The following is a 14,213-nucleotide window of genomic DNA, read 5'->3' on the forward strand; positions in this document are numbered from 1 at the left end:
CAATGTCAACCGCTTTCACCAGAACTCAAGGACGAAGCAACCTGCCGCTAGCAGCGTCGCCGCCCTCGTTGTGGCGCTATATAGGCCCCGCACACCAAAACTGTCAACACAGCTTTCGATAAAAATGCGATTTTCTTTTCCACAGCCAATATGGTGTCTTTTAACGTAAATTCAACCGATGAAACCTGTCGATTCGAACAGTTGCGACAAACATATGACAATCACGCACATACCGTATCGCATTGCCGTCGATGGCGGCGGAACCGGATGCCGGGCGGTCCTGACGGACGAAGCCGGGACTATTCTCGGCCGCGCCACCGGCGGGCCGGCCAATATCGGCGCCGATACGCCGGGAGCACTTACGCATATAATAGAGGCAGCGGAACAGGCCGCTGTGAATGCGGGACTGGGCGTTGCGATATTAAGTGAGGCGCGCGCGGTGCTTGGGCTGGCCGGGGCCAATTCGCTCGCCAACCGCGAGGCGCATTATAATGCGCTGCCATTCGGGCAGGTCAGGATCGTGTCGGATGCGGTGACCGCGCTGCAAGGCGCGCTCGGCGATGGCGACGGGGCCATGGTCATTGTCGGGACTGGCTCTGCCTTTATCAGGCGAACCGGCGAGACCATTGAGATTGTCGGCGGGCGCGGCTTCATGCTGAGCGATCACGCGGGCGGCGCGCGACTGGGGCGCGAACTGCTGGAAGAAGCACTGCTCGCCGCCGATGGCATGGCTGCGCGCAGCGGATTGATCGATGCCGTATTGGCGCAGTTTAACAATGACGCGCGTACGATAACCGCTTTTTCTCGGAAGGCGACGGCCGCTGACTATGCCACCTTCGCGCCTTTGGTCTTCGAATGGGCCATGGAGGAGGATCCCCTCGGCCTTTCAATCACCAAGCGGGCCTGCGATTTCATCCGTCGTGGACTGGATCGTTTGGACGTAGAGAAGCTTGGCCGCTTCAGCATGACGGGCGGACTGGCGAACGCCTATGCGGCGCTAGCGTTTCTGCCGCACCGCGCACTTTATAAGCAGCCGCTCGGCGACGCCTTACAAGGCGCATTGGCGTTGGCCATGAGAGACGACTAATAAGATGAGCCGCCAGGGGCAAAAAGACTTGTCGCAACGCGGTTTAGTCGCTACGTTTTTTATCTGAAAGTCTCGCAGGGGTGGCATGCTTACCAAGAAAGGCAAATACGGCCTGAAAGCCATGGTTCATCTGGCGGGAATAGCCGATGGACAACTGGCCTCAGCCAGTGAGATCGCCGAAAAGCATCATATTCCGCGGAAGTTCCTCGACAATATCTTTACCGAACTGCGCAATGCCGGTTTCGTCGTCAGCCGTAAGGGCAAGGGCGGCGGATTTTGTCTGGCGCGTCCGGCCAATGAAATCGCCATCGGCAATATCATTCGTGCGCTGGATGGCGCGCTGGCGCCCATCGCCTGCGCAAGCAAGACCGACTATCACCCTTGCGACGATTGCGACGAAGAAGAATGCGAAGTGCGCCTGATGATGCTGGAAGTGCGTGAGGCCATTGCCAATGTGCTGGACCACCGCACGCTTGCCGACAGCAAGACGCTCGCCTCGCTGTCGGTTTAGCATCTCAATCAAGCCGCAACCGACCAGTTCGGAAACGGATCGGCCAGAGCCGACCAGCGTTCCGGCGCAAAGGTTTCGTCTTCCACCAGACATGTATCGAGTTCGGCGGTCAGCGCTTCCTCGCGCATCGGATCAACGCCGATAAAGACGATCTCCTGACGGCGATCCCCCCAGACCTTGTGGAAATACGGCGCCATCGCGCTCGTCCAGCCCGGTTCCGTCGGCCAATAGTTCTTCGGCACCGCCGACCACCAGCGCCCGCGCTTGGCCGTGTGCACCGATGCGCCTGCCTGGCTGATCTCGCCGACGAAATCCGGCTGGGTCGCCAACCAGAAGAAACCCTTGGCGCGAACAACGCCCGGCCAGCTCTTATCTATAAAGGACTGAAACTTTGCCGGATCGAAAGGCCGCCGCGCGCGATAAACGAAGGAACGAACGCCATATTCCTCGGTTTCCGGCACATGATTGTTGAAGCCGTAAAGCTCCTTATACCACAGCGGATGTTCATGCGCCTTATTGAAGTCGAACAGGCGTGTATCCAGAATGGCATCGAGCGGAACCTGCCCGAAATCAACCTCTTCGATACGCGCATCGGGATTAAGCGAGTGAATGACCTTGCGGGCCAGGTCGCGTTCTTCCGGCGAGGCCGTCGAAACCTTGTTCAGCACCACGACATCGGCAAACTCGATCTGCTCGACCAGCAGATCAACGAGAGTGCGTTCGTCCTCATCGCCCAGCGACTCGCCCCGATCGCGCAGAAAATCATTCGACGCATAGTCCTTGAGCAAATTGGCCGCGTCCACCACTGTCACCATCGTATCGAGCCGCGCCACATCGGTGAGGCTCTTGTCGTTCTCGTCGCGAAACTCGAAGGTCGCGGCCACCGGCAGCGGCTCCGCGATACCCGTCGATTCGATCAGGAGATAATCGAAACGCCCCTGCTCGGCCAGTTGCGAGACTTCCTTCAGAAGATCGTCGCGCAACGTGCAGCAGATGCAGCCATTGGTCATTTCCACCAGTTGCTCTTCGGTGCGCGAGAGATTGGCCCCACCTTCGCGCACCAGTGACGCATCGATATTGACCTCGCTCATATCGTTGACGATGACCGCCACGCGACGATTTTCGCGATTGTTGAGCACATGATTGAGAAGTGTCGTCTTTCCGGCACCGAGGAAACCGGAAAGAACCGTAACGGGAAGCCTTTTTCTCATGACACCGTTCCTTGAATTCAGAGGTTGGGTTGGGGTCAGTCGTGCTGATGCTGATCGAGATTGAAGGTCAGCGTGGTGAAATAGCTGAGCTTGTCGGCATCGCTGGAATCCGTCGTCGGGCTGGAGTGAGCGGCCCCGATGACATTGAGACCCGCATTGCGGATTTTGATCGTTGCGATGCCCTCGGCATTGGTTTTCACCGGCGCGGCGTGGCTGTCATTGACATAATCCGCTGTGACGGAAACGCCTTCCACCGGGTTGCCGTCGAAAAGAACCTGCACCGGCAATTCGCTGCCCGCCGTCAGGATTGTCGGGTCCATCAGGGGCACGATTTCGAATGGCAACCCCTGAGCCTGTGGCTTCTTGCGCAAATGATCGAGGATCGCGACTGCAAATTTCTGGCTCTTGCTGGTTTGCTTTGCGCCCGGCACTTCGGCTTTCGACTTGTTGACCCATTTGCCATCCGGACCTTCGGCCCAGAAACCGTTATCAAAGGTTCCGCTGATCACCACCGCATTTTTCGGCACATCGAGAAGGGCATGGTCATCCTGCCGCCTGATCTCGACGGCGACTTTCTTGCCATCGACATCCTTTGCCGACACCGCCTTGAGCTTCTGCGGATCGTAAGCCTCGTCGGTTGCGCCGTGACCGTAGACCACGGCCTGCGTGCCGTGGCGCTCGGCGATCCAGATACCATGAGCGCTGGCGGCAACCGGCGCCACCAAGGCCACCGCCAGGCCGACCGACCACAGTTTTGCGAAGTGACGCATCTCTTTTTCCTATATGTTATATCATTACATTATGGGTTCAAAAAACAGGCGGCAGCGCCGCCTTCGACGGATCATCCTGCGTCGGGCCATTCGAGGGATGGCCCGACGCCGTTACGGTTGCCGGCAGGCTGACGGGCAACCGCAGCTGTCAGGAAGACAGGCAGGCTTTCAGCGAATCCGCCAGATTGCGGATCAGCTGCGGATAAAGATCGGGGCCGTCCTTCAATTCAGCACCAAGCGGGTCCAGAACGCCGGTCTTGGCATCGGTTCCATCGATGACCGTATTGACGAGCTTCGGTTCGAACTGCGGTTCGGAGAACACGCAGGCCACCTTGAGCGATTTGATCTTGTCGTGGATTTGCTGGATGCGGGCCGCACCGGGAGCCTTTTCCGGGCTGACCGTGATGGAACCGGCTGCCTTCACATCGAAGCGATTTTCAAAATATTGATAGGCATCGTGGAACACGACAAACGGCTTGTCCTTCACCGGCTGCAATTCCGTCGCGATATCCTTGGTCAGCGCATCCAGCTTTTCGGCATAGGCCTTGGCGTTCTGCTCATATTGCGCGGCATGGGCCGGATCGCTCTCGCTCAGAACCTTGGCAATATTGGTGACCAGCACCTTGCCATTCTGCGGATCGAGCCAGAAATGCAGATCATATTCGCCGTGGCCATGATGATGCTCGTGCGCGCCTTCGCCCGCTTCAGCAGCGTGATCGTGACCGGCTTCCGCTTCCTTCTTGTCGCCGTCATCGTGGTCATGCCCATGCGCATGGTCGTGACCCTCATGACCTTCGCCTTCATGGCCATGGTCATGCGCCTCGAACGGCCCGCCTTCGCGGAATTTCAGCCGGGTCAACCCTTCCGATTCCCCGAGCGCCACAACCTTGGCACCCTCGCCCAGCGTATCAATCGGCTTATCCAGAAAGGTTTCCATCGACGGGCCTGCCCAGAAGATGACCTTGGCATGTTCGATAGCCTCGGCATCCGAGGGCTTGAGGCTATAGACATGCTCCGAGCCTGCGCCCTGCACGATCAGTTTCGGCTCGCCGACGCCCTGCATGACTGCGGAAACAAGCGAGTGGAGCGGCTTGATCGAAACGACGACACCGTCTCGGTCTGCGGCAAAAGCAGTGCTGCCGAGACCGGCTAGAAATGCGGAAGCGAGCAGCAGGGAACGCAAATGTTTCATATTATCTCTCTTGAATGAGCGGGGTGAGCGGCATATCTGGTGATATGTTATTTTATTACATCAGTTGCGTTATGCTATAACGTCTGCCATAAGGTCTAGCAACCCCTTTTTGGAGAAATTCACCCGGCATCTTTTTGGCGATATCGCATTCATCCTGAAATTGCTGTCCTGTGTGACAGCTTGGGCAGGTGGATTTCACAAACGGGATATGGCGTTGCGCACCGCCCGAAAAAGACACTGGGAAAAACTCCGAATCGGCAGATGATCCGTTGGAATGCGCACTAAGCGAAATGAAGATGCAGGCAGCGAAAGCCCCGATTGCAATGGCCAGAAAGAATAGAATCCCCGCCGACAGGGCGCGGGAAACGCTGATTGAACTGAAAAACGCCGGTGTTTATCGCGACGGGCGCTGGCTTGTGCGCAATGTCGATCTGAAAGTCGAGCGCGGCGAGATCGTCACGCTGATCGGGCCGAATGGCGCTGGCAAAAGCACCGCGGCCAAGATGGCGCTGCGTATCCTCAAGCCCGACGAAGGCCAGGTGATCCATAAGCCCGGCCTGCGCATCGGCTATGTCCCGCAGAAGATCAACATCGACCGCACCCTGCCGCTTTCGGTGGAGCGTCTGCTGACGCTGACCGGCCCCTTGAGCAAGCAGGACATCATGGCGGCCCTTGAAGCAGTCGGCATCCCGCATCTTTTGAAAGCGGAGACAGCCCATCTTTCCGGCGGCGAATTCCAGCGCGCCTTGATGGCGCGGGCGCTGGCGCGAAAACCGGATATCATGGTGCTGGACGAACCCGTGCAGGGCGTGGATTTTTCCGGCGAGGCCGCTCTTTATGAACTGATTGCGCGGCTGCGCGACGAAACCGGCTGCGGTGTGCTGCTGATCTCGCACGATCTGCATCTCGTCATGGCGGCAACCGACCGGGTCATCTGTCTCAACGGTCATGTCTGTTGCAGCGGAACCCCGCGCGACGTGACGGCAAGCCCGGAATATATGCGCCTGTTCGGCAGTCGCGCTGTCGGGCCGCTCGCGGTCTATGAGCATCATCATGATCACACGCATCTGCCTGACGGGCGCGTGCTACACAGCGATGGTTCGGTGACGGATCATTGCCATGCCGATGACGGCCATCATCATGAGCATGAACATGCGCACGAACAGGGGCACGAGCATCACCACCATCATCACGGGAAAGGCGAACACCGTGCTTGACGATTTCTTCACCCGCGCCTTGATTGCCGGCATCGGGCTGGCGCTGACGACCGGCCCTCTCGGCTGCTTCATCGTCTGGCGGCGCATGGCCTATTTCGGCGACACCATGGCCCATTCCGCCTTGCTCGGCGTGGCGCTGGCGCTCATCTTCGACATTAATCTGATGATTGGCGTCTTCGCTGTGTCGGTCGCGATTTCCGCGATCCTGCTGCTCTTGCAGCGCCGCCACACATTGTCGGCGGATTCGCTGCTCGGCATCCTGTCCCATGCCACATTATCGCTCGGTCTCGTGATCGTCGCTTTCATGACGTGGGTGCGTGTCGATCTGCTTTCCTTCCTGTTTGGCGATCTTCTGGCCGTTTCACGGCTGGATATCGTCTATATCTATGCGGGCGGGGCATTCGTGCTTGCCGTGCTGGCCTGGTTGTGGCGACCCATGCTGGCCGCGACCGTCAGCGAGGACATTGCGCGCGCCGAAGGCATGAACCCCGCCGTCTCGCGCGTCATCTTCATGCTGCTTCTGGCCATCGTCATCGCCATTGCGATGAAGATCGTCGGCATTTTGCTGATCACATCGCTGCTGATCATTCCGGCTGCAACCTCCCGCCGTTTCGCTTCAACGCCCGAGCAAATGGCGGTGCTTTCATCACTGATCGGCGCGGCTGGCGTGGTCGGCGGGCTCTACGGCTCCATTCATTTCGACACGCCGTCAGGCCCTTCCATCGTTGTCGCTGCGCTTGCTATTTTCATTTTCAGTCTTCTGCCCTTACATAAGAGAGCAGAGGCCCCATCGAAACGGACTGCTGAACAATGAGCACGCATAACCACCATCACCACCCGCAACAGGATCTGACCCGCAACCAGACCCTCGTTTTCGATGCTCTGTCCAAGGCGGAAGGGCCGCTCAGCGCCTATACAATTCTCGACCAGTTGCGGGATGACGGCTTTCGCGCGCCGCTTCAGGTCTATCGTGCGCTGGAAAAGCTGCTCGATTATGGGCTCATCCATCGCCTCGAAAGCCTCAACGCTTTCGTTGCCTGCGCGCACCCGCAATGCCACCAGCAGGGCCTCGTCGCTTTTGCGATCTGCGAGAAATGCGGTCAGGTGACGGAATTTTCCGACGCGGCGATCGAAAATCTCGTCAGCGCCTGGAGCCTGCAAAGCGGCTTCAAGTCGCGCAAGACGACGCTTGAACTGCGTGGTCTGTGCCAGTCCTGCGGCGATCACTAACCCTTTGGAAGTAAGGTTTTCTGGCGGTCAGACTTTAAAAGTAACGCTTCGGAAATCGAAATCTGCTAAAAATACCTATTCAGGGGATTAGTGGGTAAGATTTTCATATGGCGCGCATGAAGTCGCCGCAGGAGCGGCGCAAGGAAGAAAGACAAAGGACAAGGTTACGTTCGGGAAAACTTATAGACCTGGACGGGCAGTTTATCGTTGAGTGCCAGTTCAGCGACTTGTCTCCCCATGGCGCCAAGCTTAGAACCATCGAAACACCTGCCCTGCCCGACCGGTTCTGGCTGTTCGACGATTATTACAAGCGCGCGCTGCTGGCCCGCATCGCCTGGCGCAATGGTCGCGAAATGGGCGTCGAACTGATCACCGATCCAACGGTCACGCCGCTGGATGCCGAACGTCTCGCCCAGCTTGGCGGAAAATATTATTCGCTGTGAGCCGCCTGCCCATCATTGATATTGGCATTGGCTTGCTTTCCGGGCGTCTGGTGGGCTGGTGCTGTCGATGTCGGCTCACCGCGCATGTTCATGGCGCGGATTTCTTCAGCCGAAATATAGTTGAACTGCTCGACCAGCAGGTCCTTGATCACCGGCTCGGGGAACCGCCCGTTCAGGTCTGAGATGATCGAGGCGCGCACGTCCTCGAACTGCACTTTCTCCACCTCTTTCGTATCCGAATAGCTGCCATAGAACTTGCGGAAAATCTCGTCGCTGATGAAAAGCTCCAGCGGCACGCTGAGCTTCTTGCGGATATTCGAATCGACCGTATAGACGAGCTGCGTCACGACATAGCCAGCAACCGCGCCATTCGAAATGATCGGCACACTCATCACGTCCGTCTTAACGTAATCCACGCCGCCGAAGCCGCCGACAGCGGCCTGCGCCTCACCGGACGATGACGCGTTCTGACGGGTCGCCAGGAACAACGACCCGAAGGCGACAGCGCAAATCCACAGGCCAATGACGAAAATGCGGATCATCGCGCGTGACCGAGCCTCGCGCTCTGCATGGAATAGGTGCCATCGGCTTCTTGCGTTTCCAATGCGCTGCGGATCACATCGGCGAGTTCGCCGACCGCGCGCAGATGCAGCTGCAACGCTTCGCAGTTCTTCTCAAGCTTCTGCTTCAGGCTGTCGAGCAGCGGCTGCAAGCCTTTCAGCGTCGCAGGTTCTGCCAGAGCGGCAGCCTTCTTGATCGCCTTGTTGAAATCATAGAGACCGCGGCTTTTGCGTGAATTGATTTCTGCGAGATCGGGATTGCCGCCTTCCATCAGAAGGCGCGTTTCAGTCTCGATGACATCCTCAAGACGCTGGATGGCGCGAACCACCGGCTTCAAAGTCGGGTTTTCTACCGGTTCCATTGCCAGTTCCGGCTTCGCCAGATCATGCACCTGTTCGCTCGCCTTCGCGAGAACCAGCGATTCTTGCGGGGGCAGGCTGGTTTCAGAGCTTGTCTCGGTCATTTCAAGGGTTCCTCAATTTCGGTGGACGTCACGTCGCGCGCTGCGGTTTATCGTTCAGCCGCGCGCGCTATCCGCGTCGTCGTTTTTCTCAAGCTGCTTTTGGATGAGCGTGCGTTCGAACCCGTGTATCAGATCGTTCGAAACCGCATCGTTGCTCATAGTCTCTCCCAGATTGTTGATCACATCTCCTAGTGCTGCAGTGGTCGGCGCATCTGCCCGCCCTTTGCGCGCCGCCTGCTCCTCAAGCAGTCTAGCAATGCCGACACCGCCGCCATCCGCCATCTTGTTCGCCATGGCTTCCGCCATCATCGACTTCCAGTAGTCACCCGCGATGCCCTTGCCGAAAGTCGCTGTCGTGTCACTGGTGAACATCGACTGGACAAAGGATTGCAGCATGAAGGCCTCGAATTTCCGATAGGCCGGATTGATCGTATTCTGCGCGTCGGGCCGCATAGTCACGCCCGCCGAAAAACTATCGGAAAAGCTTGCGAAATTATCCCGCGTCAGTCCCGTACCGGACGACGCCATCGCCGTTTGCATGGTGCCGGAGACCGACTTCAATCGCTCCGCCGCCATGCGATAGGCCTGCGGATCGGCCGCGCGGGCCACATCCATCACCAGATCCGACGGCGGGTTGATCGCCATGCAAGGTTTCCTTCTTCATCCTATGAGTGCACCATAATGGGTCAAACTTGACTGAAACTTGTGGACGAGTTCAGCGTGGCCCAGAAGGCGCTTTCGTGGTTTTCCGGCTAACGAATTCCTCGATCAGACTGGCCAGTTCGTGCCGGTCCAACTCGCTTCTGGCTTCTTCCAGCCGATCTTCCAGCAGTTCAACCCGCCGTTGTTCCTTCAAAAGCGCGCCGCGCTCTGATTCGAGCCGTGATTCGAGCGCCGCCGATTCGACTGCATTCGCACCAAGACGCTTGATGAGCAGCGACGGATCGATATCGAAGACAGCGCCGTCATATCGACGGTCCTGCATGGCGATGAGGGCCAGACGCTCCTCCTCCAGCGCAAGCTTGCGCGCATTGGAAACGGCCAATGCTGATTCGAGCCGGGCGCTGCCCAGTTTCTGCAAATCGATCAGCTTCTTGAGATTGCGTGTGTTGGTCTGGGCCATGGCCACCTCAAAACAAAGCGCGCATTTGCGTGGCGGTTTCGTTGGTGAAAAAGCGCAGCAGTTCCGGCAGGATGAAATAGACCACCAGCAGCCCGCCCCCCAGCACGAAGGGCATCGACACGAAATAGATCGGGATCGACGGCGTCAGCTTGTTAACAAGACCGATCGCGAAATTGACCAGAATCGCAAAGACGATGAATGGTGCTGCTACGCGCAGTGTCGCCATGAAGGCCGACGACAGCGCATCGGTAAAATCGATCATCGCCGCGTCCGGGCGGAATCGCCCGTCCACCGGAATGGCGGTATAGGAATTGAGCAGCGCGCGCAGAATTTCCAGATGCATGTCGGTGACGAAAAACAGCAACAGCGCGCTGAAGGTCACGATGGTGGCAAGCGTTGCCTGCGGCTCTGATTCGGTGATCGCATCGGCGGGCGAGCCACTAAAGCCAATGGCCATCGCCATGGTGTTGGCCATGAATTGCAGCGCCCAGAAATAGATATGCGCCAGAATGCCAATCACCGCGCCGATGAACATCTCGCTCGCTATCAGGCGAAACAGGGTCCACGGCGCGCCGCTGTCGACAGCCGTGACAATGCGCGGTAAAACCAGCGGCAGCACCGCGAAGGAGCACGCCAGCGCGATGAAGAGCCGGACCTGCAACGGAATACGCGCGCTCGAAAGCCCCGGCATCAGCATCAGGCATGCGCCGACCCGGCAAAAAGCCAGAACGGCTGCCAGAATGATGTCGTTGAGCGGCAGTTGCGCGATCGGCACTCAGGCCCCTTTCCGCGTTTCAATCATATAACCGTCCTCCTGATCCCTCGTCCTTCGATCCTTCGAGACGGTTCCCTTCGCTGCGCTCAGGGCACCTCCTCAGGATGAGGGGAAGTCTGGCGCCCCCGCCCCTCATCCTGAGGAGACCCTCCGAGCATAGCGAAGGAGGGGCGTCTCGAAGGACGAAGGATCGAGAGGGCGAGGGGGCGAGGAAATCAAAGAACCGAACCTACGAAACCGCGCCGAGCGACTTCACCTCGACGCCGCGCGCGATTTCGACATGCGACAGCACCGGCAGGGTTGCGAACAGGCGTTCGATGATCATCCGGATATAGGGCCGCGCTTCCGGCGACGATACGAGAACGAATCGCTCGCCATTGTCGAAATGCTTGCGAATGACGGTCGATGCTTCCGTACCGAACTGTTCCAGCAGGCGCGGGTCGATATCGAACTCGACGATTTCGCCCTTAGCGTCTCGCTTGAGGCTCTGGTGGAACACCAGATCCCAGCGATTGCCGAGACGCAGCACATTCAGCACGCCATTGTCGGAAAGGTCGCCGCAGATTTGCTGCGCCATGCGCATGCGCACATGTTCGACAATCATTTCCGGGCGGCGCACCATCGGCGCAATTTCCGCGATGGCTTCGAGAATGAGGTGCAGGTTGCGGATAGAAACCCGCTCGGCCAGCAGAAGCTTCAACACCGCCTGCAAACCGGAATAGGAAATATGCGCCGGGCTGATATCTTCCACCAGCTTGCGATATTCCGGCCCCAGACGATCCAGCAGAATGCGCATATCCTTGTAGGACAGGAGCTGCGCCAGATTGTTGCGCACGATTTCGCTGAGATGAGTGAGCAGGACGGAGAGATTATCAACCGTCATATAGCCATCACGGCGCAAATCGGAAGCGAAGGTTTCCGGCACCGAATAAGCGCGCATGCCGAAGGCGGGCTCGCGCATTTCCTCGCCGGGGATAGACGGGATCGGACGCTCGCCCAGCACCACCAGAATTTCACCGACGCGCAATTCATGGCTGGCCACCGCCGTGCCGTGTATCTTTATGCGATAGCTTTTCGGCGGCAGGGCAAGGTCGTCCGTCACCTTGATTTCAGGAATCACGAAGCCGTATTCCTGCGCGAATTTACGGCGCATCTTGTTGACGCGATGCGCCAGCTCCTGCTGCGACGCCATCAGGCGCGCGGAAAGCTGCTTGCCGAGGCACAGTTCAATCTGGTTGGTTTCGAGCGATGCCTTGACGGAATTGCGCTCCTGATCCGCGGCCTCGCGCTGCTTCTTGTCCGCCTCAGTGGCTTCCGCCTCGCGCTGGCGCGCCTGGCGGCGGGGCACAGCGATACCGATGAAGGCCATTGCGCCGCCCAGCATGAAGAACGGAAATGCCGGAAGACCCGGCATGATGCCAAGCACGAACAGCAGCATCGACGCGACCAGAAGCGCCTTTGGATAAGCGCCAAGCTGGCCGAAAATCGCCTGATCGGCTGAGCCCCGGGTTCCGCCCTTCGACACCAGAAGACCGGCGGCGAGCGAAACAATGAGGGCTGGAATCTGCGTGACGAGACCGTCACCAACTGACAGCTTGGTGAAGACGTCAGCGGCGTGGGAAATGTTCATGTCATGGCGGGTGACGCCGATGATGATACCGCCGAAAATATTGACGGCAGTGATGATCAGACCGGCAATGGCATCGCCGCGCACGAATTTCGAAGCACCGTCCATGGAACCGAAGAAGGAGCTTTCTTCTTCCAGTTCGCGGCGGCGGCGCTGCGCTTCCTTTTCATCGATCAGGCCCGACGAAAGGTCGGCATCAATGGCCATCTGCTTGCCGGGAATGGCGTCGAGCGTGAAGCGCGCGCCCACTTCCGCGATACGCGTCGCACCCTTGGTGATGACGAGGAAGTTGACGATGATCAGGATGCAGAAAACGACCAGACCGATGACGAAATCGCCGCCCATCACGAATTGCGAGAAACCGTGGATCACATGACCGGCGGCCAGATAGCCTTCATTGCCGTGGGTGAGAATCACGCGCGTCGTCGCAATATTGAGCGAGAGGCGCATCATGGTCGCAATCAGGAGGACGGTCGGAAAGGCCGAGAAATCAAGCGGCCGCTGAATCCATAGCGCCACCATAAGGATAAGCACCGAAAAGGCGATGGAAAAGGCAAGACCGATATCCAGCACCACAGCTGGCACGGGCAGGAACAGCACCGTCAGGATGATGATCATGCCTGCCGCCAGCCCCATATCGCTGCCGGTCAGAAATCCGCTTTTTATGAAGGGTTTAGCCGTTGCCTGCTGCACGTCCGTCTCCTGTTACGAAGCGGATCTTAGCTTGCGAAGCTTGCGCGAAACCTGAAAGGAGGAGAGGTAGAGCATTTCCAGCAAAAGTGCGCAGCGGTTTTGCGTAGGATAATGCGTAAAAACAAATAGATAGAGCGGTTCCCCGATTCCGTTTTAACCGGAACCGCTCTAGAATCCCTTTTCGATGCGCGAATAGACGAGCAGCGTAAAGGAATTGATCTGCGCGCCGACGAAAGGCGCGGTGACAGCCAGCACGACGAAAATCACGACGATCTTCGGAACGAAGGTCAGGGTCATTTCCTGCACCTGCGTCAGCGCCTGAAACAGCGCGATGCCGATACCGATCAGCATCGCGGCCAGAACCGCCGGGCCGCTGGCCATCAGCACGGTCCAGACTGCGGAATTGACGATATCCAGCGCATCGGCTTCGTTCACCGGGATCGTCCTTAGCTGACCTTGACGCCCTGACCGATGGTGACGGTCTTCCCGTCTTCCAGCTCGGCGAGCATGCCAGACTGCTGGATCGTGACCGATTTCACCACGCCGGAAATCGTGCCGTCGGCACTGGTCACCGTGCGGCCAATCCAGCCCTCGGCCTGCGACAGCGACGAGTTGGCGATCAGCGTTTCCAGCTTGGAATTCATCTGCACGGACTGCTCGACACCCGAAAAGGTCGCAAGCTGCGAGACATATTGTGTCGCGTCCATCGGTTGCGTCGGGTCCTGATTCTTCATCTGGGCGACCAGCAGTTTCAAAAACGAGTTGTAATCGACATCCGCCTTCGCCGCCGAGCTGGCGCTCGACGAATTGTTGGTATTGGTCGTGGTGTTGCCGACCGGTGGTGTCGTAGTCATAGGCTTGTCTCCCTGGCCTCAGCGGCATTCCTGACCGGCGGCACGGCGCTTTGTTCCGGCATCAATTCCGCCTCGCGCGGATATTGCGCGCGGATGGTTTTCAGCGCTTCGAAAATGCGCCCGTTATGCACCAGCTCGTCAACGATCTTCAGCGCGTTCAGGATTGCCGGATCGGAAAACGCCTTGAACATGCCTTTCAGCATTTGCGCAAAGGTTTGGCGCGCCTGATCGCGCAAGGAAGGCTCGATGAGCATCATCTGCGCGGCAAAATAAAGCTGGCGCAGCGGGGTCGTCGTCTGGTCCGGCTGGAGCACATGGTTTTCCAGAAGGAACGTCGCATCGTTGAGCAGTTCCAGCGATACCTTGCGGTCGGCTTTCAGCACGGCGCCGTTGATATAGATCTTCTCGCCAGCCCGAAGCGACAGGCGGATTGCCGATTTACCGTTGGCCGCCATC

General features: G+C 58.3%; 18 protein-coding genes. 6 read left to right on the forward strand and 12 right to left on the reverse strand.

The genetic code is table 11. The annotated features are described in order from the left end of the window. Positions 1 to 214 precede the first annotated feature (214 nt). Positions 215 to 1,087 carry a glucosamine kinase nucleotide-binding domain-containing protein gene (locus D8666_RS13505; RefSeq protein ID WP_109367861.1) on the forward strand — a complete coding sequence of 291 codons (873 nt, stop codon included), beginning with the start codon at positions 215 to 217 and terminating at the stop codon, positions 1,085 to 1,087. 85 nt (positions 1,088 to 1,172) lie between these two features. Further along, positions 1,173 to 1,598, forward strand: a complete 426-nt coding sequence (locus D8666_RS13510; RefSeq protein WP_109367862.1) for an RrF2 family transcriptional regulator — start codon at positions 1,173 to 1,175, stop codon at positions 1,596 to 1,598. Between the two features lie 8 nt (positions 1,599 to 1,606). Here the strand turns inward: D8666_RS13510 and zigA are convergent, their stop codons facing one another. The 3 genes from zigA to znuA form a co-directional block, all read right to left on the reverse strand. Continuing rightward, on the reverse strand, positions 1,607 to 2,809 hold the full coding sequence (zigA, locus tag D8666_RS13515) for a zinc metallochaperone GTPase ZigA (protein ID WP_109367863.1): 1,203 nt from the start codon (positions 2,807 to 2,809) through the stop codon (positions 1,607 to 1,609). A gap of 35 nt (positions 2,810 to 2,844) precedes the next feature. Beyond that, complete coding sequence (locus D8666_RS13520) at positions 2,845 to 3,579, reverse strand: DUF4198 domain-containing protein (RefSeq protein ID WP_109367864.1); 735 nt, start codon at positions 3,577 to 3,579, stop codon at positions 2,845 to 2,847. 148 nt (positions 3,580 to 3,727) lie between these two features. Continuing rightward, positions 3,728 to 4,771, reverse strand: a complete 1,044-nt coding sequence (gene znuA, locus D8666_RS13525; RefSeq protein WP_109367865.1) for a zinc ABC transporter substrate-binding protein ZnuA — start codon at positions 4,769 to 4,771, stop codon at positions 3,728 to 3,730. A gap of 323 nt (positions 4,772 to 5,094) precedes the next feature. Here znuA and D8666_RS13530 point away from each other — a divergent pair, with 323 nt between their 5' ends. The 4 genes from D8666_RS13530 to D8666_RS13545 all read left to right on the forward strand — a co-directional run bounded on the left by D8666_RS13530 (position 5,095) and on the right by D8666_RS13545 (position 7,661). After that, positions 5,095 to 5,988, forward strand: coding sequence for an ATP-binding cassette domain-containing protein (locus D8666_RS13530; RefSeq protein ID WP_109368044.1), 894 nt, complete (start codon positions 5,095 to 5,097; stop codon positions 5,986 to 5,988). After that, positions 5,924 to 6,802, forward strand: coding sequence for a zinc ABC transporter permease subunit ZnuB (gene znuB / locus D8666_RS13535; RefSeq protein ID WP_109367866.1), 879 nt, complete (start codon positions 5,924 to 5,926; stop codon positions 6,800 to 6,802). Before D8666_RS13530 ends, znuB begins: the two co-directional genes overlap by 65 nt. After that, entirely contained in the window at positions 6,799 to 7,218 is a 420-nt protein-coding gene (locus D8666_RS13540; protein WP_109367867.1) for a Fur family transcriptional regulator, read from the forward strand. The genes znuB and D8666_RS13540 overlap by 4 nt, the downstream gene beginning before the upstream one ends. Before the next feature lie 107 nt (positions 7,219 to 7,325). Continuing rightward, positions 7,326 to 7,661 (forward strand): PilZ domain-containing protein, encoded by a 336-nt coding sequence (locus D8666_RS13545; protein WP_109367868.1) that lies wholly within the window; start codon positions 7,326 to 7,328, stop codon positions 7,659 to 7,661. Here D8666_RS13545 and D8666_RS13550 read toward each other — a convergent pair. The 9 genes from D8666_RS13550 to flbT form a co-directional block, all read right to left on the reverse strand. Next, positions 7,649 to 8,203 carry a hypothetical protein gene (locus D8666_RS13550; protein WP_109367869.1) on the reverse strand — a complete coding sequence of 185 codons (555 nt, stop codon included), beginning with the start codon at positions 8,201 to 8,203 and terminating at the stop codon, positions 7,649 to 7,651. The two genes, D8666_RS13545 and D8666_RS13550, sit on opposite strands and share 13 nt — an antisense overlap. Continuing rightward, positions 8,200 to 8,583, reverse strand: coding sequence for a flagellar protein FlgN (locus D8666_RS13555; RefSeq protein ID WP_371830822.1), 384 nt, complete (start codon positions 8,581 to 8,583; stop codon positions 8,200 to 8,202). Before D8666_RS13555 ends, D8666_RS13550 begins: the two co-directional genes overlap by 4 nt. Before the next feature lie 156 nt (positions 8,584 to 8,739). Further along, positions 8,740 to 9,330, reverse strand: coding sequence for a rod-binding protein (locus D8666_RS13560; protein ID WP_109367871.1), 591 nt, complete (start codon positions 9,328 to 9,330; stop codon positions 8,740 to 8,742). Positions 9,331 to 9,400: 70 nt separating this feature from the next. After that, positions 9,401 to 9,808, reverse strand: a complete 408-nt coding sequence (locus tag D8666_RS13565; protein WP_109367872.1) for a hypothetical protein — start codon at positions 9,806 to 9,808, stop codon at positions 9,401 to 9,403. Between the two features lie 7 nt (positions 9,809 to 9,815). Next, positions 9,816 to 10,583, reverse strand: coding sequence for a flagellar biosynthetic protein FliR (gene fliR, locus D8666_RS13570; protein ID WP_109367873.1), 768 nt, complete (start codon positions 10,581 to 10,583; stop codon positions 9,816 to 9,818). Positions 10,584 to 10,812: 229 nt separating this feature from the next. Further along, positions 10,813 to 12,903 carry a flagellar biosynthesis protein FlhA gene (flhA, locus tag D8666_RS13575; RefSeq protein ID WP_109367874.1) on the reverse strand — a complete coding sequence of 697 codons (2,091 nt, stop codon included), beginning with the start codon at positions 12,901 to 12,903 and terminating at the stop codon, positions 10,813 to 10,815. 168 nt (positions 12,904 to 13,071) lie between these two features. Continuing rightward, the gene (gene fliQ / locus D8666_RS13585) at positions 13,072 to 13,338 is read right to left on the reverse strand and encodes a flagellar biosynthesis protein FliQ (protein WP_109367875.1); all 267 of its coding nucleotides are present in this window, start codon (positions 13,336 to 13,338) and stop codon (positions 13,072 to 13,074) included. A gap of 11 nt (positions 13,339 to 13,349) precedes the next feature. Continuing rightward, a complete protein-coding gene (gene flgD / locus D8666_RS13590; protein ID WP_109367876.1) occupies positions 13,350 to 13,757 on the reverse strand; it encodes a flagellar hook assembly protein FlgD in 408 nt (135 codons plus the stop codon). Next, entirely contained in the window at positions 13,754 to 14,212 is a 459-nt protein-coding gene (gene flbT / locus D8666_RS13595; protein WP_109367877.1) for a flagellar biosynthesis repressor FlbT, read from the reverse strand. The genes flgD and flbT overlap by 4 nt, the downstream gene beginning before the upstream one ends. Between the last annotated feature and the right edge of the window lies 1 nt (position 14,213).

The organism is Ochrobactrum soli (genome assembly GCF_003664555.1).
In the GTDB taxonomy this organism is placed as follows: Bacteria; Pseudomonadota; Alphaproteobacteria; order Rhizobiales; family Rhizobiaceae; genus Brucella; species Brucella teleogrylli.

Coding starts and splice junctions, on each gene's coding strand:
- D8666_RS13505 (WP_109367861.1), top strand. CDS start 215: ATGACAATCACGCACATACCGTATCGCATTGCCGTCGATGGCGGCGGA.
- D8666_RS13510 (WP_109367862.1), top strand. CDS start 1,173: ATGCTTACCAAGAAAGGCAAATACGGCCTGAAAGCCATGGTTCATCTG.
- zigA (WP_109367863.1), bottom strand. CDS start 2,809: ATGAGAAAAAGGCTTCCCGTTACGGTTCTTTCCGGTTTCCTCGGTGCC.
- D8666_RS13520 (WP_109367864.1), bottom strand. CDS start 3,579: ATGCGTCACTTCGCAAAACTGTGGTCGGTCGGCCTGGCGGTGGCCTTG.
- znuA (WP_109367865.1), bottom strand. CDS start 4,771: ATGAAACATTTGCGTTCCCTGCTGCTCGCTTCCGCATTTCTAGCCGGT.
- D8666_RS13530 (WP_109368044.1), top strand. CDS start 5,095: ATGGCCAGAAAGAATAGAATCCCCGCCGACAGGGCGCGGGAAACGCTG.
- znuB (WP_109367866.1), top strand. CDS start 5,924: ATGCGCACGAACAGGGGCACGAGCATCACCACCATCATCACGGGAAAG.
- D8666_RS13540 (WP_109367867.1), top strand. CDS start 6,799: ATGAGCACGCATAACCACCATCACCACCCGCAACAGGATCTGACCCGC.
- D8666_RS13545 (WP_109367868.1), top strand. CDS start 7,326: ATGGCGCGCATGAAGTCGCCGCAGGAGCGGCGCAAGGAAGAAAGACAA.
- D8666_RS13550 (WP_109367869.1), bottom strand. CDS start 8,203: ATGATCCGCATTTTCGTCATTGGCCTGTGGATTTGCGCTGTCGCCTTC.
- D8666_RS13555 (WP_371830822.1), bottom strand. CDS start 8,583: ATGGAACCGGTAGAAAACCCGACTTTGAAGCCGGTGGTTCGCGCCATC.
- D8666_RS13560 (WP_109367871.1), bottom strand. CDS start 9,330: ATGGCGATCAACCCGCCGTCGGATCTGGTGATGGATGTGGCCCGCGCG.
- D8666_RS13565 (WP_109367872.1), bottom strand. CDS start 9,808: ATGGCCCAGACCAACACACGCAATCTCAAGAAGCTGATCGATTTGCAG.
- flgD (WP_109367876.1), bottom strand. CDS start 13,757: ATGACTACGACACCACCGGTCGGCAACACCACGACCAATACCAACAAT.
- flbT (WP_109367877.1), bottom strand. CDS start 14,212: ATGGCGGCCAACGGTAAATCGGCAATCCGCCTGTCGCTTCGGGCTGGC.